Source organism: Peribacillus asahii, from assembly GCF_003570725.1.
In the GTDB taxonomy this organism is placed as follows: Bacteria; Bacillota; Bacilli; order Bacillales; family DSM-1321; genus Peribacillus; species Peribacillus asahii.
In genome coordinates this window covers 133,545-155,061 of the sequence record NZ_QWVS01000011.1, presented here as the reverse complement: position 1 = coordinate 155,061, position 21,517 = coordinate 133,545, and the positions used below count along the sequence as shown (strand labels likewise).

General features: G+C 37.2%; 26 protein-coding genes. 5 read left to right on the top strand and 21 right to left on the bottom strand.

Annotation, left to right across the window (positions count from 1 at the left end; translation table 11 throughout):
- Positions 1-53 precede the first annotated feature (53 nt).
- The 3 genes from bshC to D1953_RS05755 form a co-directional block, all read right to left on the bottom strand.
- Positions 54-1,682 (bottom strand): bacillithiol biosynthesis cysteine-adding enzyme BshC, encoded by a 1,629-nt coding sequence (gene bshC / locus D1953_RS05765; protein ID WP_119116206.1) that lies wholly within the window; start codon positions 1,680-1,682, stop codon positions 54-56.
- A gap of 253 nt (positions 1,683-1,935) precedes the next feature.
- Positions 1,936-2,328, bottom strand: a complete 393-nt coding sequence (locus D1953_RS05760; RefSeq protein ID WP_119116205.1) for a DUF3397 domain-containing protein — start codon at positions 2,326-2,328, stop codon at positions 1,936-1,938.
- Between the two features lie 5 nt (positions 2,329-2,333).
- Positions 2,334-3,215 (bottom strand): 2-dehydropantoate 2-reductase, encoded by an 882-nt coding sequence (locus tag D1953_RS05755; RefSeq protein WP_119116204.1) that lies wholly within the window; start codon positions 3,213-3,215, stop codon positions 2,334-2,336.
- 406 nt (positions 3,216-3,621) lie between these two features.
- Here D1953_RS05755 and D1953_RS05750 point away from each other — a divergent pair, with 406 nt between their 5' ends.
- A complete protein-coding gene (locus tag D1953_RS05750; RefSeq protein ID WP_119116203.1) occupies positions 3,622-4,071 on the top strand; it encodes an N-acetyltransferase in 450 nt (149 codons plus the stop codon).
- Positions 4,072-4,138: 67 nt separating this feature from the next.
- On the opposite strand, the gene D1953_RS05745 is transcribed toward D1953_RS05750, so the two are convergent.
- The 4 genes from D1953_RS05745 to D1953_RS05730 form a co-directional block, all read right to left on the bottom strand.
- On the bottom strand, positions 4,139-4,774 hold the full coding sequence (locus tag D1953_RS05745) for an RsfA family transcriptional regulator (RefSeq protein WP_119116202.1): 636 nt from the start codon (positions 4,772-4,774) through the stop codon (positions 4,139-4,141).
- An 84-nt stretch (positions 4,775-4,858) separates the two neighbouring features.
- A complete protein-coding gene (locus tag D1953_RS05740; RefSeq protein ID WP_119116201.1) occupies positions 4,859-5,623 on the bottom strand; it encodes an enoyl-CoA hydratase/isomerase family protein in 765 nt (254 codons plus the stop codon).
- 191 nt (positions 5,624-5,814) lie between these two features.
- Entirely contained in the window at positions 5,815-5,988 is a 174-nt protein-coding gene (gene rpmF, locus D1953_RS05735) for a 50S ribosomal protein L32 (RefSeq protein ID WP_119116200.1), read from the bottom strand.
- Positions 5,989-6,056: 68 nt separating this feature from the next.
- Positions 6,057-6,578, bottom strand: a complete 522-nt coding sequence (locus D1953_RS05730; protein ID WP_119116199.1) for a YceD family protein — start codon at positions 6,576-6,578, stop codon at positions 6,057-6,059.
- A gap of 213 nt (positions 6,579-6,791) precedes the next feature.
- Between D1953_RS05730 and D1953_RS05725 the strand changes: the two genes are divergently transcribed.
- Positions 6,792-8,003, top strand: coding sequence for a nucleotidyltransferase (locus tag D1953_RS05725; protein ID WP_119116198.1), 1,212 nt, complete (start codon positions 6,792-6,794; stop codon positions 8,001-8,003).
- Between the two features lie 65 nt (positions 8,004-8,068).
- On the opposite strand, the gene D1953_RS05720 is transcribed toward D1953_RS05725, so the two are convergent.
- Positions 8,069-9,091 (bottom strand): SepM family pheromone-processing serine protease, encoded by a 1,023-nt coding sequence (locus D1953_RS05720; protein ID WP_119116197.1) that lies wholly within the window; start codon positions 9,089-9,091, stop codon positions 8,069-8,071.
- On the bottom strand, positions 9,081-9,878 hold the full coding sequence (locus tag D1953_RS05715) for a patatin-like phospholipase family protein (protein ID WP_119116196.1): 798 nt from the start codon (positions 9,876-9,878) through the stop codon (positions 9,081-9,083). The genes D1953_RS05720 and D1953_RS05715 overlap by 11 nt, the downstream gene beginning before the upstream one ends.
- A 162-nt stretch (positions 9,879-10,040) precedes the next feature.
- Between D1953_RS05715 and ylbJ the strand changes: the two genes are divergently transcribed.
- Complete coding sequence (gene ylbJ, locus D1953_RS05710; RefSeq protein ID WP_182480516.1) at positions 10,041-11,300, top strand: sporulation integral membrane protein YlbJ; 1,260 nt, start codon at positions 10,041-10,043, stop codon at positions 11,298-11,300.
- 55 nt (positions 11,301-11,355) lie between these two features.
- On the opposite strand, the gene coaD is transcribed toward ylbJ, so the two are convergent.
- From coaD to D1953_RS05695, 3 genes are all read right to left on the bottom strand, one after another.
- Complete coding sequence (gene coaD / locus D1953_RS05705; protein WP_119116194.1) at positions 11,356-11,841, bottom strand: pantetheine-phosphate adenylyltransferase; 486 nt, start codon at positions 11,839-11,841, stop codon at positions 11,356-11,358.
- A gap of 3 nt (positions 11,842-11,844) precedes the next feature.
- The gene (rsmD, locus tag D1953_RS05700; RefSeq protein WP_119116193.1) at positions 11,845-12,420 is read right to left on the bottom strand and encodes a 16S rRNA (guanine(966)-N(2))-methyltransferase RsmD; all 576 of its coding nucleotides are present in this window, start codon (positions 12,418-12,420) and stop codon (positions 11,845-11,847) included.
- Between the two features lie 343 nt (positions 12,421-12,763).
- On the bottom strand, positions 12,764-14,161 hold the full coding sequence (locus D1953_RS05695; RefSeq protein WP_119116192.1) for a hypothetical protein: 1,398 nt from the start codon (positions 14,159-14,161) through the stop codon (positions 12,764-12,766).
- Between the two features lie 517 nt (positions 14,162-14,678).
- Between D1953_RS05695 and D1953_RS05690 the strand changes: the two genes are divergently transcribed.
- Positions 14,679-15,077 carry a DUF7147 family protein gene (locus tag D1953_RS05690; protein WP_119116191.1) on the top strand — a complete coding sequence of 133 codons (399 nt, stop codon included), beginning with the start codon at positions 14,679-14,681 and terminating at the stop codon, positions 15,075-15,077.
- Positions 15,078-15,169: 92 nt separating this feature from the next.
- Here D1953_RS05690 and D1953_RS05685 read toward each other — a convergent pair whose 3' ends face one another.
- From D1953_RS05685 to D1953_RS05660, 6 genes are all read right to left on the bottom strand, one after another.
- Positions 15,170-15,445 carry a YlbG family protein gene (locus D1953_RS05685; RefSeq protein WP_119116190.1) on the bottom strand — a complete coding sequence of 92 codons (276 nt, stop codon included), beginning with the start codon at positions 15,443-15,445 and terminating at the stop codon, positions 15,170-15,172.
- A 116-nt stretch (positions 15,446-15,561) separates the two neighbouring features.
- A complete protein-coding gene (locus D1953_RS05680) occupies positions 15,562-16,005 on the bottom strand; it encodes a YlbF/YmcA family competence regulator (RefSeq protein WP_119116189.1) in 444 nt (147 codons plus the stop codon).
- Between the two features lie 54 nt (positions 16,006-16,059).
- Positions 16,060-16,479 (bottom strand): hypothetical protein, encoded by a 420-nt coding sequence (locus D1953_RS05675; RefSeq protein WP_119116188.1) that lies wholly within the window; start codon positions 16,477-16,479, stop codon positions 16,060-16,062.
- Positions 16,480-16,545: 66 nt separating this feature from the next.
- Positions 16,546-16,788: a YlbE-like family protein gene (locus D1953_RS05670; protein WP_119116187.1), complete on the bottom strand. Its 243-nt coding sequence runs from the start codon at positions 16,786-16,788 to the stop codon at positions 16,546-16,548.
- Between the two features lie 13 nt (positions 16,789-16,801).
- Entirely contained in the window at positions 16,802-17,242 is a 441-nt protein-coding gene (gene ylbD, locus D1953_RS05665; protein WP_119116186.1) for a spore coat protein YlbD, read from the bottom strand.
- A gap of 282 nt (positions 17,243-17,524) precedes the next feature.
- Complete coding sequence (locus D1953_RS05660; protein ID WP_245979944.1) at positions 17,525-18,433, bottom strand: CAP domain-containing protein; 909 nt, start codon at positions 18,431-18,433, stop codon at positions 17,525-17,527.
- Between the two features lie 398 nt (positions 18,434-18,831).
- Between D1953_RS05660 and D1953_RS05655 the strand changes: the two genes are divergently transcribed.
- A complete protein-coding gene (locus tag D1953_RS05655; RefSeq protein ID WP_119116184.1) occupies positions 18,832-19,194 on the top strand; it encodes a YugN family protein in 363 nt (120 codons plus the stop codon).
- A gap of 210 nt (positions 19,195-19,404) precedes the next feature.
- Here D1953_RS05655 and D1953_RS05650 read toward each other — a convergent pair whose 3' ends face one another.
- The 3 genes from D1953_RS05650 to ctaF all read right to left on the bottom strand — a co-directional run bounded on the left by D1953_RS05650 (position 19,405) and on the right by ctaF (position 21,514).
- Positions 19,405-19,866: a DUF420 domain-containing protein gene (locus D1953_RS05650; RefSeq protein WP_119116183.1), complete on the bottom strand. Its 462-nt coding sequence runs from the start codon at positions 19,864-19,866 to the stop codon at positions 19,405-19,407.
- A gap of 187 nt (positions 19,867-20,053) precedes the next feature.
- Entirely contained in the window at positions 20,054-20,947 is an 894-nt protein-coding gene (gene ctaG, locus D1953_RS05645; RefSeq protein WP_119116182.1) for a cytochrome c oxidase assembly factor CtaG, read from the bottom strand.
- A 234-nt stretch (positions 20,948-21,181) separates the two neighbouring features.
- Entirely contained in the window at positions 21,182-21,514 is a 333-nt protein-coding gene (gene ctaF / locus D1953_RS05640) for a cytochrome c oxidase subunit IVB (RefSeq protein WP_119116181.1), read from the bottom strand.
- Positions 21,515-21,517: the final 3 nt, after the last annotated feature.

Below are 21,517 nucleotides of genomic sequence, written 5' to 3'. Positions count from 1 at the left end.
CAAAAATTAAAAACGTAAGTTTTTCAGTGCCCTCGCTCAAAACCTGTCTCTTTCTATACATATATAAGTTTATGCTGATTATTAAAGCTATACGAAAGCTCCATCAAATCCTGTACAAAATCCGGCCCATATTTATTTACATAATAAAAGATATTCCAAATTCGTTCCTGAGGAGAATGTAGCGGATACAAAGATTGAGCGATTCGATCGTATTTACGGACGACAACGGCATTTTTTTCTTTCGTGCTCGCTTCCATTTTTCCATAGATAAAGTCTAACTGCTGCTCAATAAAAAAGCGGTTTTTGTGCAGCAAAGATTGAAGTCCTTTATCTAGTCGAGCAGCATGCTCTGATAACTGTTGATGATTAACTTGTAAATCTCGCTTCATCTTGTCATACAACTGTTCAAGCAGCGGATCTTTAACAGATTCCAAATAACTTTCTTTTGCTTTATCTGTTCCTTCTGTTAAAACCGTTTCAAGCTCCAAACCAACTTCCTGAAGGTCTGTTTCAATCCCGCGCTCTACTAGCGTAATATTAAGCCTTGGCACAATCGGCGGCATTTTCATCTCGAATAAATCGAAAGCCCGCTTTAATTCAGCCCAGTAAGCAATTTCGCCCGGACCTGAAATAAAAGCTAGTACCGGAAAGAGCATCTCCTGCATTAACGGACGTGTAACAACATTGTTGCTTAACCGCTCCGGACTATCTTTCGCCGTCTGTAAAAGTTCTTCTTTTGTAAAACGTAATTCACCATTTTTTCCAATAATTTGCCCATTGTTTCTCTCTAACAAGCAGCGGTCTTTCTTCTCTGGATGGTAATAGAATAAATTCACAGCGTTCGCATCCATTTCAATCATTCGTCGGTATCCTTGTTCCTGAATGAACGCTTGTTGCGCACATACGGCTGCCGTAATATCTTCATGACACTCTACCATTTGCGTGAAAAATTGCGCCTCTAATTGTCGTAACCGCGGATCTGCTGCATCAATCAACAATAAACCATATTCATGAAACCATTCATGGATAAGCGCCGAAAAGAAATCAACAAATGTTTGAGAACGACACAAAATAGTCTTCATATTGGCAAGCAGCGCACTTGTATAATTTGTCTCACCATACGTTTCGATAATTTCCTCAAACCACTGTTGCATAACCTGTGCGTCTAATTCAATATCAGAAACCATCGTTTTAAACGGCTGATAGGAAGGATATGTTTTCTTAGTTGGTTTCCCCTCTTTCATCACATAGACATGATTTACTTCTGCTACGTCATGGTCTTCCCCTGCAATCCAAAAGACGGGAATAACTCTCTTCTTAAGCACTTCTTCTTGCTCTTTAGCCAATTTAATAATCGAGATTACTTTATGAATCGTATATAATGGACCTGTTAATAAACCAGCTTGTTGTCCACCTATTACGACAACGGACTCCTCCTTACGCAAGTCCGAAATACTATTCATTACAGCTTCACTCTTTGGCAATCTTGCCATATAGTTCTCTATATAATCTGCCACCTCTTGGCGCAGAAACGTTCGATTCATTAATTCTTTATATCGATTATGGTACATGTCTTTACTAGACAAATCATAGTGAAAATAATCTTCAACTTCGAGAAGCCCTTGTAAATAATCCGAAGCAAACCGATTTAAAGATGGTAACTCGAGATCTTTCATCTCCATTTATGTACTACTCCCTCTCTCTGCATCTTCAGTACTTTTGAGTATAGCACGCTATGTCAAAAAAATAAAAAAAGTTGCCTAACAGCCGAATTTTATGCAACACTGCTGAAAGCTTCACAAAATGGTTTAACTAGGTTAGATTATACAAGAATTCATTGCTTGCCCTCATCACCTTACTTAACATTCGATATAACCATCGTTAAGCTTTTGTTTAACATAGTTCAAGTCGTATGTACTAACAGGTTATGCAGTATCAGAAGAGCAATACCCTTAGAATTCTAGTAACTAACCCATACAAGACAAGAGCACAATACGTACAAAAAAAGCATGCAAAGTTTAATCTCCAAAACCCTTTCAGAACCTTTGGAAAAATAATTTCCTGTTTTACCTTATAGTGGACAAGAACAACTGTACAGGCGATTGTTAAAACAATCAACATTAATACCCAAAAAAGCTGCTTATTCCAAATCACCATAATCAAATAATTAACAGCAAAAATAAAAAATATAGTACTTAAATCCATCGCAATACGAACAGACCTGCGGTGGTTTTTTGTCATTTGCTTTGCCACAGTAAAAAAAACGATATATCCGAGAATCGGTAATGTTACGAATGTTGCCACGAATGCGGATACAACAAACTCCACTACTATCAGCCTTCCTTCTGTTCTTTACCTTTAATCATCGTATAAAGAAAATCAATCAAACGATGTTCCTGTCCATTTTGTTTCGCTTGTGAAAGAACGTATCCTAAAATGGCTTCAATCTCTGTTTGACGTCCATGCTCTAAATCTTTCAGCATGGACGAACGGTTTTCTGATGTTCCTCGACATACTGCCTTCACATACTCTAATGCTTGGCCCGGATTATCTATATGCAAAATCGACGCTAGTTCCTGAAAATAGGTGTCCATTAACTTGGCATATGCTGCATTAGTAACAAGCTCTCCATTTGGAACACCTAAAATAGCCGTTAACGGATTAATAACCGCATTGACAATCAACTTCTCAAGCAACATAGAATGATAGTCCTCATACACTTCAAATGGAAAGAGCTCTATCGATTCATGTCTAAACGGCAGTTCACTTTCATTCCCTCTAAAAACAGCAAGCTTTGTTTTACCTACCCCTGTATGTTCAACTGTATGTGAATCATGCTTTAAAGCTCCATGCTCAACAACCCCAACAAAAAGAGAAGGTGAAGCTAGCTTCTTTAGAAATTCAATATGTCCATAGCCATTTTGCAAAAATAACAGGGGCTGCTTACAATATTGAATCGACGAATAAACATCGGAAAGCTGATATTGCTTAACCGTGACAATCACCAATTGTGCACCTTCCACATTGTTTGCTAATTTTTTCGCGGTAATTGTTTTCGTTTGCACCTCCCCGTTTCTCATAAAATTTAATCCATCATGATTTAAACGCGCAGCCTGTTCTTCCGTTCTTGTATATACGGTTACACTATGTGATTGGCTCAAATAATTGGCAAACAATAAACCTATTGCTCCGCCTCCAATAATCGCTATTTTCATAAATTACCTCCATAATTATTCCTATTTTATCACATTTAACCTAATCACTTATAGTACAGAAGCAGATATAGGTTTGTAAGAATAAGAGAATCCCCTCTCAACAAGCAACCTATTTTGATTCTATTCTTTAAATAGGAAGGATAAAATAGAATATGTTATACTAGTAGTGAAGCGTTTTCTTTTTGGATATAGGTATTAATAACGGTTGTAGATTTGTTACTCATTTAACTTTCAGCAGAGCTGAAAGGCGTGTGAAAACATAGTTTCACACCGAATAGGTCAAAAATCGTATAAATCAACCATATTCATGAACATAGCCTTGATATAAACATAAATAAAAGAGCGCTTTATTCTGTACAACTAGATAACAAATGGGGTTTATGGAAGATATAAGGGGGAGCTTTAGATGGAATACAAAGTGGAACGTTTACTCGTGAATTTCAAAACGCTTGAAGAATTTAAGAAATTCAAAGAATACGGTATACAAGAATTATCTATGCTCGATGATTTAGAAGCAAATATCATTGAAAACGACAGTGAATCACCATTTTACGGCATTTATTTCGGAGATACACTTGTTGCCCGAATGAGCTTATATCAAAAAAGCGCGAAGTTCGATCATTACTTTGACCAGAAGCAAGATTTTCTTGTGCTATGGAAATTAGAAGTACTTCCGAATTATCAAAAGAAAGGCTACGGAAAAGCTTTAGTAGATTATGCTAAAAGCTTTCATCTGCCAATTAAAACAAACCCGAGGGTTCAATCACAAGCTTTTTGGACAAAAATGGGCTTTGAACCAATTACCTACGACATGGATCGCGATCTTGGTGAAAATCCACTCGTATGGCGTCCATAATTGCGCAATCGTCTGCAAAATAAAACTCGTGGCTAAGAGGTTGCAAAAACTCCCCTTAGCCACGAGTTTATTTATTTACTCTCTCGAGGTTACCGTTTTTATCCATTTGGAACTTCACTTTTGAACTTGTTGGATCATCTTCATGAATAATGAGTTTCCTAGCACGCTCCATAATATGCAAAAGCGCTCGATAATCTTCTTCCACAACAACAAGTTGACTTTGTAACACTTTAATTTCCTCACGCAATTGTTGATTTTCTCGCTGTAAATCCCCAAGTTCTTCAGCTCGTTGCTGCTTTTCCTGCTCATATAGTCGAGCCGTTTCATCCATTTTCTTTAAATATGAAACAATTTCTTGAAACGAGACCGAATCACTCACCTTATTCTCCTCAACACATTCTACTTGTTGAGTACATTCATGCATATTCTCCACTTTTCGTTCTAGCTTTTCTTCTAATTGTACATCCCTCTGACCTTTATTCTCTTTTCTCTGCTTCTTTGCGAGCTCGATTCCCGATTTATATTGCTTACGAACAAAAGAATTCCAACGAAAGCCACAAGCTGCAGGTGTTCTTGACAATTGTTTACCCACTTCTTCAAATGCTCGAAGTTGAGTGCTGCCTTCTCTAATATACCTTAAGACAACTTCAGCCAACAATAAATCTTCATCTTGACTCCATGCATCTTGTCTCGCAATTGACATCTCTCTACCTCCAAAGCAAGCTTTTTCTTCATATATATGTACTTACTAGAAAAGATAGAAGGGAAAAGAGTAAACTAAGTCAGATTATTTTGTTTTATTTAAAAATGAGTCGACTGCTTGATGATGAGCATCCGTTTCCCATAACTTTGCACATTGTCTGCTTTCCATTTCCATGCGCCCTTTTAAATCCGTCTCTTCCCATTTATTAATTAATAGATTTTTGTAAGCCATCAAGACGCCTACCTCACGATTCAGAATCGTATCGACAAAGCGCTCCCATTCTTCTAAATCTCCTTGAATCACTTCATCAATAAATCCTAATTCTTTCGCTGCCTCTGCTGTATAAATGGTTCCATTCAATAGTAGCTTCATAGCTGATTGATAAGGGATTTTCTCTAATAAAATCGAGGCTCCTCCCCATCCTGTTGTAATTCCTAACGATGCTTGAACAAAACCTAGCTTCACACCGCTTTTAGCAAGACGAAAATCACATGCTGAGGCAATCTCACAGCCCCCTCCAACTGCACTACCATTCAGCAAAGCAATAGTAGGCTTTTTGAATACAGCTAATTTATATAAGATTGCTCCCATTTTAGACAGCATTCCGTAAGATTCTTCCTCTGTATAAAGCGAATGGAATTCAGCTAAATCGCCACCCGAACAAAAGGCGCGATCACCATAACCTGTTATCACAACTACTTTTACATCATTATCTTGGGCCGCTTGGTCAAGCGCAGCTTCAAATTCTTCCATCAATTGATAACTAACTGCATTTCTTTTTTCTGGTCGATGTAAAATAAATTTCATGTAACCGCGTTCATTTTTTTCCACTAAAACCGTCTGACTCATACCTTCACCATCCTAACTAATTAATCACTCTTCTATTTTACACCATTCATTGAACATTCTGTGAATTTTATTTAACTTTTTCCATTTTAAAGTTATATTTTACTTATATTAAACATAACAAAAGCAAAGAAGCACAGAGGATATAATCCCTGTGCTTTCATTAGCATATTGCTCGATGTAATATAAAGAAATTATTTGTTAACAACTTCTTTTCCGTTGTATGTCCCACATTCTTTACAAACACGGTGTGAAAGTTTCATTTCACCGCAGCTTGGGCATTCTACCATACCAGGTACAGATAGTTTGAAGTGTGTACGACGTTTTCTTTTTACAGTTTTAGACGTTCTTCTAAAAGGTACAGCCATTATTCCCACCTCCTTAAAAAATATAAGAAATCCATAAAAACCAGATTAACTGACTTTTATACTTTCAATTAAGATTCTTTATTGTTTTCAAAAAAATCGGCAAGCTTTGCGAATCGAGGATCCACTTTCTGTTTGTTTTCTTCTTCAGAAATAACGGTCCAGTCATTTCCAGATTGAGGAGCAGCTTCTTCTGAGTTAACATCCTCACAGAAAACTTGCATCGGTATTTCTAGCAATAAATTTTCTTTAATGACTGGCAAAAGATCCACAACATCACCTTCTACAATTGTCACATCATCTCCATCATACTCGATGCCTGCTGTTTTGAATAGAAAAGTTTCTGTTGTTTCAATATCAATTGGGTAGTTGACATCTACCAGCGTTCGGGAACACGGTAAAATAAATTTACCCGATAGATGCAAGTGGAAAGTAACTTTCGTTGAACCAATATCGGCTCTTCCTGTTACTTTTATTGGTGAAACGTCGCGAATCTGCGGGTCTCTCTCCTTAATGTCTGTAACATCCACTATTTCATCAATTTGCAAATGTTTGTCCCGTATTTTTTGAAGTTGACTAATTGTCCATTTCAAATGAAATCACCTCAAGGCAACAAAAATAATTATAGCTTTCAATTATTCGTTTGTCAATATTTTTTCTTTACACTATAATGTAGTCATTCTAACGAATGTTGCAAGCTTTACGAATGATACTTACGATGTTGAATAAATACTTCAAACTATACTTGAATTTCTATTTTAGCATGTAGAAACCAAATTACAAACTTTTTCCGTGAGGTGACCTTAATGAAGGCTGTTGGTATAGTTGTCGAATACAATCCATTTCATAATGGACATGCCTTACATATTCAAGAAAGTAAGAAACAGACTGAAGCTGATGTAGTCATCGCTGTAATGAGTGGTTCATTTTTACAACGTGGTGAACCGGCACTCGTCAATAAATGGGCACGAACAGACATGGCCTTACGCGGCGGCGTAGACCTTGTTATCGAGCTTCCTTATCGTTTCGCAACAGCCAACGCCGAATTATTTGCTCGGGGCTCCATTAGTCTGCTTGAGGCTATGCAATGTGATGCGTTCTGCTTTGGCAGTGAAGACGGAAAGATTGCTCCGTTTCTCGATACCTATCATTTGCTTCAAGAAAAAGAAACAGAATATAAAAGTGCGTTAAAAACGTTTTTAAAAGAAGGAAAGAGTTATCCAGCAGCTGCTTCCCTTGCTTTTCGCAGCCTTTCATCCAATGAAAGAGGACTAGATCTATCACAGCCAAACAACATTCTTGGCAAAGAATATGTGCACACTGCTTTATCAAACAACTACAAAATAAAACCTTTTACAATCAAGCGGGTAGCAGCAGGCTATCACGAAACAACGCTTCACGATAAAGCGATTGCAAGCGCTACAGGCATTCGAAAAGCGATTATCGAACAGAAACAAAGCATGCAGACGATTTCTAACTATGTACCACATTCAACCCTTGCTATTTTAGAAACATATATTACTTATTATCAAAGCTTTCATCATTGGGAGTTGTACTGGCCTCTTCTTAAATATCGAATTCTTACTTCTTCTGCCGCTGAATTAGCGTCCATCTATGAAGTAGAGGAAGGCATTGAACATCGATTATTAGATATAGCTAAACACTCTAGTACGTTCCAACAATTTGTGACACAAGTGAAAACAAAACGCTATACATGGACACGTATCCAACGCATATGCACTCATATTTTGACGCATAGCTTGCAAGCCGAAATGGAGGCGTCGTCCTTTCCATCATACCTTCGTTTACTCGGAATGACGGAAAAGGGACAACAGTATTTGCAATCGGTCAAAAAAGAGCTGCCTCTTCCTTTAATTTCGAAAATATCAGTCTACAACGATGATGATATTACACCAGATTTACGTGCGACAAACGTATTTGCCCAAGGCTTAACAGAGCCTTATCAAACGGAATTAATAAAGCGGGAATTCGCCGCACCTATTCGACTCAAGGTTTAACAATTGTGAGGGAGCGCTATTGATGAACAATAAAAAATAAGAGACGGAAAGTCAAAGTCCGCCTCTTATTTTTTATCTTCTAATGTTTTTAAATAATGCAGGGCATCTGTAAAGTGATCAACTGGAACAATCTTCATCTTCGTATTAATATCTTTCGCTGCCACTAATGCCTCTTGATAATTGGAATGAGGATTCCCTTCCTCATTAGGTGCAAAGAAAATATCAGCACCTGATTTATCAGCCGCGACAATTTTCTGTTGAATGCCTCCAATAGGCCCTACTTTTCCTTCTTCATCAATCGTACCTGTACCTGCAATTTGATATCCTTGCGTTAAATCCCCTTTGGTTAATTGATTATAAATTTCTAAAGAAAACATTAATCCTGCCGATGGTCCACCGATTTGCTCAGAATCAATAGACACTTTTGGAACGGTTATGACTCTCGTAGCATCATCAAGAGAGATACCTAATCCTACTTGATTTGGTTTATCTTTAAATGCTTGCAGGGTGATTGTTGCTTGTTTCTCCGTTTCTTCTCGCTTATAAACGATGTCAACGGTATCCCCTGCTTTTTTCGTAGCAATATAATCAATGAATTGTTGCGAGGAATCAAAACTTAAGCGATCGACTTGAATAATTTGATCACCTGCTTTTAAAATTCCAGCCGCTGGCATATCCTCGTGTACATCTAAGACAAACACACCCAGATACTGATAAGAAAACTCTTTCCCAGCGTGATCATAAGCCACTTTAATGGCATGATTTTTCGAAGTATCCATTAAATGCAGCTGCCTTACATTATATTCTTCATCCGTTTCATCCTCGCCTCGAACAGATGCCTCTGGATAAATTTCTTGATAATCACTCCATTTAGCAAGCAAATACGAATAAATATTTGCTCTTCCCATTCTAACCGTTGTGAGCATGAAGCTCCCTTCTGCTCGATCACCGCCAGAAACTTCAATAATCGGTTCTAATTCTTTCGCCATACCAGGCTTTGTCACATAATACGGCAAATAATAAAATGCAGAGGCAAAAAGAAGCAAGGCAACCACTAAAGTAGTGTTGACATACGCTTTACGGCTCATTTTTGCAAGACTCCTTCCAAGATGCAACACATGATTTAATGTAATCGACTTTCTGTCTAGCTGCTTCTTCTCCAATACTAATTATTTCAGATATATTTGTAAATGATTTTGAACTATACTTTTCCACTCGCGGACGAATCATGACATCGGAAGCAAACTCTCTATTCTCGACCAATTCCATTTGTAAAATATCAAGGCTTTGCATAATCACATCATAAATAGATGTAATCTCTACCTCTTGATTAATATGCGAAACATCTACACCAATAACGATATCTGCTCCCATTTGCTTTGCAACCGAGACAGGTACCCGATCAACGACACCTCCATCAACTAGTAGATGATTATCAATTTTCTCCGGAACAAAAATACCGGGTATCGAAATACTTGCGCGGACAGCTGGAGCAATCGGTCCCTGCTGAAAAACAACCTTTTCTCCTGTTCGAATGTCAGTTGCTACAACCGCAACAGGGATATCTAATTCTTCTAACTTCTTTCCATATGTAAATACCCGAATTAATTCTTTTACTCGCTTCCCTGCAACAAAACCCATTTTCGGAAACGTAAAATCTAAATAATACTTCCTTTTAAATACACGCGATAGTTTATAAAGCCGCTCAATATCTGAGCCCGCTGCAAATAAAGCACCCACCATCGCTCCCATGCTGCTCCCTGCAATTAAGTCAATAGGAATGCCCTCTTCTTGTAATACCCGAATCACACCTAGGTGAGCAAAACCTCGCGCACCACCCGAACCAAGCGCTAATCCAATCTTCGGTTCTCGCAATGCTATTCCTCCTCAAATTGTCTCATTCAAAATTATTGTCTTAAAGCGGTTCATACAAGCATATTGTTTAAACAGGATAAAATGATTAGCTTCGATTTAGTAAATTACTTTTTATCTTGGTTTTCCCACTTGTATAAAACTTCCTTTTATTTTATCACTCATATGCATAAAGTGCCTAGCAGATTCCTGATTAAGGAGGAGCAAGCTTTGTTGTTACCGAAACTTAAATCAATCACCTTAGCCCTACTCATTACGATTATGGCCATTGCATTAGTCGTTTTTCCTCAGGAGTCCTTTGACGCCTCTAAGAACGGCTTACATATGTGGTGGCAAATTGTCTTTCCATCTCTTTTGCCGTTTTTAATTATTTCTGAGCTATTAATTTGCTTTGGTGTTGTTAGCTTTCTAGGAGTCATGTTTGAACCATTAATGCGACCATTTTTTCGCGTTCCTGGTGTAGGTGGTTTTGTCTGGGCAATGGGGCTAGCTTCCGGCTTTCCTGCTGGAGCAAAATTTACCGCTAGACTTCGACTGGAAAAACAACTAACTCGAATTGAAGGAGAACGTCTTGTTTCCTTTACTAACTCCTCAAATCCATTATTTATTTTCGTTGCCGTTTCCGTTGGTTTTTTTCAAAACCCAAAGCTTGGTATCCTTCTTGCAGCGGCTCATTACGGAGGAAATATGATTGTTGGCTTCATCATGCGGTTTTATGGACAAAAAGAGGAGCAAGCCATTCCAAATAGAATAATCAAACTTCCATCTATAAAAGCGGCCCTCAAGCAGATGCATCGGACACGTTTAAAGGAAACTCGACCATTTGGAAAAATGCTCGGCGACTCGGTGACCTCTTCCATTCATACATTATTAATGATTGGCGGGTTTATCATTCTATTTTCAGTTATCAATCAGCTATTATCTCAAATGAATGTAACAGCCTTGCTTGCAAAAGCCATAGCTGGATGTTTACATGTATTTTCACTGTCACCTTCCTTTAGCATTCCTTTTATTTCGGGACTGTTTGAAATGACGCTTGGCGCAAAAATGACAAGCTCAATTTCAAACGCTAATTTATTACAGCAAGCGATGATTGCAAGCTTTATTTTAGCGTTCAGCGGCTTAAGCGTTCAAGCGCAAGTAGCAAGTATTTTAGCCGAAACAGATATCCGTTTTGCTCCCTTTTTCTTTGCCCGCGTCCTGCATGGCTTTATTGCCGCAACACTTGCTTATCTGCTTTGGAATTCACTTTATGTAGAGATTCCAGACTATGGACATGCCGCACTCGCTTTTCCGGTTAGTCAGATTATTGGAGATGAAACAACAACATTATATGAACAAATGCTCCACTTAGGACCTCTGTTCACCATTATTAGTTTAAGTGTTTATACATGCATTATAGCCAAAAGAATAATTCGATTTTAATTCCACTAAAAGAGAGCGCGTCGAATGACACGCTCTCTTTTAGTGGAATATTCAGTCATATCAAATGGAATTTTTCTTTCATCGCCTGAATGACAACGTCAGGTACTAGCAAGGAAATGTCCCCACCATATTTAGCCACTTCTTTCACAATGCTTGAACTTAAAAAGGAATACTGATTTTTTGTCATAATAAAGAATGTTTCTATTTGATTATTCAAAAGCCTGTTCATCGACGTTCCTTGCATTTCGTATTCAAAATCAGATACAGCACGAAGCCCTCTAATAATCGCATTAGCGGAAACGCTTTCAGCATAGTCAACAGTAAGACCTCGAAATGAATCAACTTTTACATTCGGAATATGAGCCGTCGCCCCGCGAATTAGATCCATCCGCTCTTCGACTGTAAATAGAGACTTTTTAGCCGAATTATTTAAAACGACAACGTATACTTCATCAAATACATTAGCTCCCCTTTGAATAATATCAACATGACCAAATGTAATCGGGTCAAAACTTCCTGGACAAATCGCTATTTTTGACATGATTTATTCCCCCTGTTCGTCTTGAAGATACCCCCATTGATAAATAGTAACGGCGATAATTCCATAGACTTCTTTTCTTTTTATAACTAAATCACCGACTTGCTCCGGCAAAGTAACATCATGGCTATGTTCACAAACGATGTATCCCTTATCATTTAACAGTCTAGCCTTTGATATTTCCTCTAGCAACTCGATAAGCTTTTGCTTCTTATAAGGTGGGTCGAGCATAATTAAATCAAACGTTAACTCCCGTTTAATAAGCGCCTTCAATGCTCGTTGTGAATCATTTTTATAAAGCTCTGCTTGATCCGTCAATTTACATAGCTCTAAGTTCGCTTTCACTGTTTGAAAAGCTGCATAGTCACGATCGACGAAAATAGCTCGATCCGCCCCTCGGCTTAACGCTTCTATACCAAGTCCCCCGCTGCCTGCAAATAAATCCAGCACAAGGCCGCCATCAAAATACGGGCCAATCATATTAAAAATCGATTCTTTTACTTTATCAGTTGTAGGACGGGTTCCTGTACCCGGTACAGCTTTCAACGGTCTTCCTTTACATGTTCCAGAAACGACTCTCATGTTCTCACCACATTTTTCCGACAAATTTCTGTTACTCAATTATCCTAACACATTCCAAATAGCACGCCAATAAAAAAAATAAGAACAATACAACACGTTTCATGAATAATAAGGAGAATTTTGGTCATAATGTGAATAACAACATCACTATCGTAGATGTTGTTGCCAACCGCGGAGAAGGCTTACGTTTCCCCATAAGTTCTTCCTCCGGTTTCTCCTCTCCCTTTGCCTTCTAGTCCTTAATCAGACATAGAAGGACCCTGCAGAAGTCTGCAGGGCTTTTTTTTATACCATAAGGGCGTAAAGCTCTTTGATATGTGTTATTTTCCAGACTACGCTTTTCTTACTGTAACGTATTCAAATCCACCAATTCCAACTCATTGTTTTGTTCACGAACAAATACGTTAAATACCTTTAACATATAATCTTCGCTAATATAATACTGATTATTAAATTGTGTTAATAACGTCCCTTCTACACTATGCGCTTTTTCATTGTAGAGAAATACTTTTTTTCCTGGGTATAAACGAAATGTCTTTGAACCATTATTTAAATAAAAGTGCTGATTCACCCACTCTGCGTGAAATCCTAGTTTTTCCGTTACCTGCTCTAATAAATAATAACGTTTCAAACGAACAGTCACAGATTGTACAACTGAATGTTCCCCGTCTCGATTCAGCCATTTAGCCTGATTGATAAAAATAAGCGGATGAACTTTGTGACTTTTCACTTTATTCAATTCAAAATAATGGGTTACAAGTCCTGTAACGTTTGATAATAATTCATCTAAATACTCAGCTGAAAATTCCTGTCCCCGCTTCTTTTTCAATACAGAAACGAATGCTGCTTGTTGCTCTTTCGTCAACCCTTTAGCCAGTTCTTCATATAATTGTTTCGCTTTACCTTTCGGCTTCTCATCTCGCACATAAGCACCAATAACCGATTGTAGCCATCGCTCTTTTTTATTTGAGAATGGGTAATAGGTTTGGTAATAGCGCTTAGATAACACGTGGGCTAGCTTATCTACACTAGGGCCAATCAGCAAATGTTCTGAGGAAAAAGGAGAGGCGGCTGTTGTAATAATCAATGTAATAGGTGCTATTGCTTCATATTTTTGAACTGCTTGAACTAATCGACCAGAAGAAGCACCATACACCATTACATCACCCGCTTCAAACTGCTTGCTCTTTTTTTGTTGGTAGTATAAAGGGAATGTCCCTTCTCTTCCTTCAAATACGTAATAACTTATTTTCTCTTTCTCTGTTTCACCGATTAAACGAGCTCCAGCAGCCCAAATTCCCACTTTGTTAGAGTAATCGGTAATTTCCACACGTGTATTTTCTATCTTGACCTGTTCTAATTGAACGGCCCAGTTATCCAATACAAAAGCTTGTGACGTTGATTTTTTTAACTTGTACGTAAAGCGAAGCGTACCCCCATTTGTCTCTAGATTCTGCTTTTGATTACCTGATTGTTGACAACTTTTATCGTCTTCTTGACATACTGGTTTAATAGATTTTTGAAAGTTTAACTGATAGTTCCCAGTCGGAAGACCGAAAAATTCATGTTCAACTTCGATATAACGACCTTTTACCTCCATATGTATCGTTTCATTTACCTGATAGGAAATATGTTTAGATTGGGCACTTTGCTTCTCTAAATAAACATTCCATTGCCAAAAAAGCACTCCGCCCATTATAAGCAATAATAAAAAAAGAATGGTAAAAAATAAACGCTTCACAACCCAATTCCCCTCTCTATCCATGATACCAAAGTACCAAAACGTACTCGAAAAGTCACGGGAATATTCTATGAACTTATCCTTAAGTTCTTTTTATAGTCCTATTGACCCCTTGTTAATTTTAGATAAAAGGAGAGTTTCATACATCTTTTATTTATCCCACACTTAACTGGCAGTAAGAGCCTTACCTCAAGCTTATGAGGAATCAAAGAAGATAGATGGGGGACAACTGCTCTCATCTAGTTGCGGCTCTAGTCCCTCGAGGTCATAAGCTGTCATGCTCTGTGGCAAACTTCGCCACGCCGCATTTCATCTTATGCTTGTCAGAGCTGAACAGTCGCCTCGCTTTTGTAGTAAAGGTCCGATTGCCGATTGGTTCAGCTAACCATCAGTGGAGGATGAAGGCCCCCCACTGATGGAAGTTTCACTTTATTAAACACATAGCAGTTGTATAACTTCTCTTTTGAACAGGAAAATGGTACAGTATGAAGGAATATGCACATAAGGAGAGATTGAATTGATTCAACGTTTCATTGAACTTGGACAAGGATATTCTGATTTATATGAATTACTAGAAATCGGAAAAAACAATAGACATCGAGTAGCTAGATTATTAGCCCTTCACACAACCTTAAACGATAAACAAGTAACATCTCTTGTTGTCGTAATGCACCCGACAACTGAAGGAGAGTTTCAAGCACTTTATATTTGTCGCGAAGGCATCCCCAACCCACAAACAACTCCAAATAAGCGATACGAGCTTTTTGAAGGATTGGCAAAGGAACTCGACAAGTCCATTATCGAATTAGAGATTAAACCATCCACGCTGTTTGCAGAACTAGATTTGTATTACCAGCATTTAATCGGCATTTTGCGTATGAATAAATATTTACCACCGATGAAAACAGGATTTTAAAAAAGCAGTATGATAATCATTCAATACTAAGTAAGCAATTGAATACGTATTGTAATAAAAGGACTGTTCCCACAGCTGTGAGAACAGTCCTTTTAAATACCCATCTTATAATCATATTCTTTCGCTTTATCTGGCTTGGAATTCTCGTATTCTACCTTGAGAAAAGGTTTATGAGAAAGATCGACTTTTTTTACGAAAGAATAGCCTCTTAGCTTTTCTACTAACGCCTCTACTTCATCCATATCCGTATACAGAACGACATACTTTAGCTTTTTGGATACATAATGAATATTTCCAAATTTTCTAAGCATTTTCGCTTGTTTTAATGTATGTAAATAGACAATAATTCCTTGCCTAGCTCCAATCATATTTTTATCTCCCTCATATTAAAGGTTTTTATTCAGTGTAGCATAGGAAAAACTTTGCTTTCAACTAAAAATTGGTGTAGAGATACTTAGTATCCTTACACCAATTTAATGCTTCGTTAAGAACAGCCACAGCTGCCTCCTGTTCCACAACCTCCAGAGCAGCCCGATCCTGAATCAAAGAAAGGATTGCCTGTTGGAACTTTTATTTGAGGGGAAACAGCTCGACCAATTTTCATGCTGATTTCATCTAATACCGTTTGCAAATCCATTTCAGCTCTTTTAAAATTAGCAATCGTCGGATGCAAATCCATATCTCGTTTTGCCTCGCGAATATTGGTATTGATCCTTTTATATTCCGGATGATACTTCCCAAAACGTTGAACTTCCTCGTATAAGTCTTTCAGCGCCACAAACTTTTTAATTTTTTGTTGCGCGAGTTGATCATTCTTTAGTTTATATAAATGAGCAAAATAATTTTCACCAATTTCAGATTGCATCACTAATTCAGCCAGTGCTTCAGCTTTTTGAACGATTTCAATGGTTTCCATAGTAGCAAGCATTAATCGCTCACCTCCACCACCATTTTACCATTTTCCGACTCAAGAAGCGAGCCATTAGATAGTTGACTCAATATGTACCTCCACTTCTTTTGTTAGTCCTGTTTTTTCTCCATCTTCATTTAAAACTTCAAGCTTCATCCTGTGTTTTCCATTCGGTACATCTCTTACAACAAAAGCTGCTGTCGTACGCTCACTATGCTTTTTTCCATCTATAGAAACGGTAACCGTTGCCAACTTTTTAGAATTCGTTTGTGAAAAGCTATATCCTTTTACATAACACTCCACATACACATTATCTTCTTTAACTATTGTTTTCACAAAAAAGTCCTCTTTCATTGCCTTCCATGCAGATGCTTCTGCTCTAGTTTCAAAAGGACTATGAACATTCTCAATTATATCTTTAGGTTTGGGAATTTTCTGACCACAACCACTTATCATGAACAATAAAACAAATATAATAACTAATTTCTTCATACTAAAAAACCTCCCTTCACCATTATTGTTGGCTAAAAGGAGCAAATTACTCATGAAAATTCACCGCTAACTACCTGAATTATTCATCGCTTGAAACATATGAAGCATCATCGAAGCTACTTGAACACCCTCCGAAAATTTAGATACTCGATGAGGGATAGATTTTTTAAAAAAATATTTCGCTTCTGTTTCTAATTGATCCAAATGCTGTGGATTACGCATAAGCTTTTTATACCAAATCGGCTGAATCCGTAAATAATTGCGTACATCCTCATTCTCTTCAATAAAGGCATAAATATTTTGGCGCAATATAATCCCTTCCTTAATCTTTTCTAAATACAAAAGGGTTACTACGTTTCTCTACTTCTTGCTTCGGTGGCTCTTCTTTCGTTGATTTATCTCCTTGAAACACTTCTAACAACCCTTGAATGGTCCCAATTGCTTGGTTGGCACTTCTAATATATTGTTGAATTTGATTAATATCCATACTTTTCAATGCTCCAAGCAACATAGTAAGAAATTCTTGATTTTGCACAAGCTCCTTCTCGTTTTGCCCTACTTCTTTTGGCTGCTCTTGCACAGTTTCTTGTTGCACTTTTTCCTGTTCAACGTTCCAGCGTGGATGATCTGCCCCTAATAAATACCACTCTTCAAAGAGTTCCTGCCAAGTCGTCTCCTTACGCCTCACTTCATTGCGTAAATGAGGATGCCCCTTTACAAACTCACGAAATTGTTCAATCGACTGGCGTTTATTTTTGGCCATTACTCTCACCTCACTCAGACATTTACCTATTGTACAATATGCAAATCCCTCTAAATGGTGCGCACCCTTTTCTATTCTTTAATACCCCGGTGTTTATTTTGGTCTGCTGCTCGTGTGAGACCATAGTTTCACACGAGCAGCAGACCATATAAAAACGAGCCCCTATTCGGAACTCGTTTTTACAAATCATTATTTATTCCACACTTAACGGGCAGTAAAATCCCCACTGGTGGAAGTTTCACTTTATTTAAGCTGATTATCTTTAGCTCTCACTTTCGTTCATCACGGTTTAATAAAATTTTGCGTGTAATATTTCTCATAAACTCCAACACCTAAATGGGTGAACTCCTTATTTAATAACGTATCGCGATGTCCTTTACTATTAAGCCACCCTTCCATAACAGCAATGGCATCTACATACTCCGCTGCGATATTTTCACCTGCCGAATGATACGTCACCTTTCCTTTTTCTAAACGGTCCTCTAAGTCGCCTTGTGTTTTAGAGACGTGAGAAAAATAATCACTGTCTGACATGTCATAACTATGAAGGTACGCAACCTCTGCAGTTTGTTCATCCCATTGTAATGCTGGAACATTAAAACGTTTACGCATAATATTCGAAATATCAAAAATTTGTCGTTCATTTCCTTCTTCGACTTGTGACCATTCGGCTTCTGATAATTCGTCCACCTTCATAAGTTCACCGCTATAGGTTAATTCATATGGTCTTTGTTTAAGCAAAGTCTCTTTATTTAAAAAACGCACACTCGAAAGCGTTCCTGTCATTTTATCCAAATACAATTGAGCATAAATATCTCCTATCTTAACAATCGGTCTCATATTCATATCTTCCTCCGATAATTCAAAGCGATAGGAGCCTCCATCCGTTTCGATATCAACGGACGGTTCCACGTAAACACTCGAATAGATTTCATCAATAGGCTGACCTACTTTAAACGGGGAAATATTCACTTCATCACCAATGCCATAAGCTGATACAACTCTCCCATTTTCCATCGCCAACTGAAAATAAGAATCTGCATTTTGATTATAAATCCACCAATCATAACCATAAGCAGACACGTCCACTCGATTTGGTTGACCAAACTTCTTCTTAATCTCTGCTTCTTTCTCACCTATTGTAACAGCTAATCCACTCTCTGCTTCTCTAGTCGTTTCTTTTTTACTCAAAGTAGTAGACTCATTTATATCTTTATTGGAATTAATCCCTTTATTCCCATTTAAAATCGAATGAGAGTTATCATCTTCGTCAATATTCAGAAAAATACCAACAATAAAAAAGATTATAACTAGTACAACAATTTTTGCAAGTTTACGCAGAGGATCACTTCCTCTCTTTTCGTTTTATAGCTCACGCCCATTATATCATGTTTTCTTATAATAAATAAGTAGCTGCTATGAAAGCCGCGCAAGAGAACTTTCTGAATTCACAAAATACTTCCCAGTCATTCGTTGCAACTTCAATCAATTCATACTATTATTAAACATAAGCAACAGTTGTATATTTATGGAATTTCCAAAGGGGTTTTATCTTGAATTTTAATTGTAACGATTAGGAGGTATTATTTGTGAGACTTGAAAACTCTGGCTTACACCACATAACAGCTGATTTAAACCGTCTTGATGATTTAATGCCCCAGTACGGTCTAATCCGTGCAGAACAATGGGATTATGAACGCGTTAGTTACGATCGAAAATTCGAATTAACAGAAGGCGTTTATTATTTAAGAATTTTAGGCGAAGCTATTGAAGGTGATGTTGGCAGTCATAAAGCGATTATTAAATTACGCGTACCACTATTAGGGAAACATTACTATCCACACGGAGTGGAATATGGCGATGGAGAATACTTTCCTGCTCCATTAGTAAAACAATGCGAAAAAATCTTAGCGGATGTTCATAAAGAATTAGTAGAATTTAATGGTCTTTAATCAACCTCACAACGCATGTTAAAACATGCGTTGTTTCTATTCTACTCTTCGTTTGACTTCATCCACCCCTTCACCAATCATCTTTAGCCGTAACCATTCTATCTCTATATAATAAATAAGCTCTTTCATAAAATGTGGCATCATCCTATAACATTACTTTTAATATAGAAAAGGCCTGATTCTTGGAGAGAATCAAGCCTTTTCTATATTTTACGATCCTAAAATCGCTTTAATTAATGACGTTGTTTGTCCACCATGATAGATGACATATAGCAAGAAATAAACAACTACACCCGTAATGGCTGTAAAGAACCAAATCACGCTAGTCGTTGGACCAATTTTTTTATGAATACGATAGTTTTTCTTGTATCCTGTTACTAACATGATAATCCCAAGAACCGCTCCTGTTGTTGCTAAAATAATATGAAAGATTAAAAAGATGGTATAGTAAATCTTAATATCATCTGGACCGCCAAAAGAGGTGTTTCCGATAAAGACGGTACGAGAAAGATAAATAGTAAAAAATATTACAGCAAATATAGCGGCCCACATCATTGTCTTTTGATGCGTTTCGATCTTACGCTGTTTAATTTGATACCAACCAATAGCTACAGTAATAGCACTTAGCACAATAAAGCTGGTACTGATTGTTGGAAGAATTGGTAAAGACATAAAAACTATAACTTCCTCTCTATATGTATTGTACGTTCATTGTATAAAAGGCCCTAGTAAAACACAATATAATCCCTTCATTATTAACAAAATGCTCACTTTCCTCTTCTATTCTTCCTCTAATTACAACCTATCATTTGCTTTTTTTTAAAAAAACTTGTCCAAAAAATTATGGACAAGTTTCACTTTATCGATAATCGGACGGAAGTGGATCGATTTTAGTTATCCCACCGTTCTCTTTTTTAGCCCAAGCAAAGAAAATGACACCAAGTACATAACCTAATACAATTTCTTGAATAATCTTCATCAGAATCCCGCCAAGCTGTTGATCCTGAAGTGCTGGTAAGCCGCTAAACATTTCAGGACCGCTTAAATTTAACCCGGCTAACATAGAAGATGGAACACAAAGTCTCATTGCATTAGCCCATAACTCAGGATTAGAAAATGTGCTATACATCGGGGCGTTAGCAAAAATAATTAACGCACAAGCTGGAGTCATTAAAATTCCGCTGCCGAAAATATAAGCAATCTTCTTTACCCCAGATAAGTTTTGTCTCTCAGGAAGCTTATTTACAAGCGGGAACCACATCATTACAGCTGTTATAAATAAAATCATAGTATATACTGCATGTAACCATATATTTGTTTTAACTACATCAAATATAAGCGGCAGATGATATAACGAAAAGAAACTGTTGAATACTAGCAAAGCGATTAATGGCTTAGTGAAAAAAGAAAAAATCACTTTGCTTACTTTCCTATCAATCCACATCCGCCAAATCCAATTTGGTATAGCAATAATAAATAGCGGTGGAATGACTAAATAAAGTATAGCCATTTGGGTCATATGAGCGCTAAACATAATATGACTCATCAAATCAACAGGTGATCCTTTCACAACATACAATAAAAGCATCGCGAGTAAAAAGTACACCACTTGTCTATTTGTGAGTCTAGTATTCTCTACAACACGATGACGATATTTCGTTGCAAATAAAAAATAGCCAATGGTTATACAAATAAGTACCATCAAATAATATGGACTCCATAAAGCACGAAAACCAAAAATATCAATAGACATACACTCACCCCAAGAGTAGGTTTTCTTTACTTGTATTATAGCTAAAAATGGTAAATAATTCAAAAACAACCATTTACACCTATTAAAAACTCATTTAGACAGCTTTTGCTAAACTAACATACACCAAAATCTACACCCTTATTTAACAAGTGAAACTTGATTAGCGGGGGCCTGTCCGTTACGTGTACAATAAATAGAAAATCGGCTAACAAGTAGCCGATTTCCTACATCATTTTACCACCAGACAATGGTTAAAAAAGTTAAAACAGTAAGCAAGCCGACTGCTAAACCTGAGAATAGAAATAACGCAATCGTATTATGTCCTTTATGTTTCATATGCATAAAATAATACAGTTGAAAAATAACTTGAACAACCGCAAGTAAGAGAATAACAGGTTTGATAAACCATTTACTAAAATCAAATCCTACAGCAGCAAAAGCAATTAACGTAAAGAAAATCATCATTGCAAAAGTGATTACTTGGTGCTTCATTTCTTCTGCATTTTTCTTACGACGATATTTTAAATCAAAACTTGGGTTAGCTGAATTTAATCGTTCATTTACCATTCT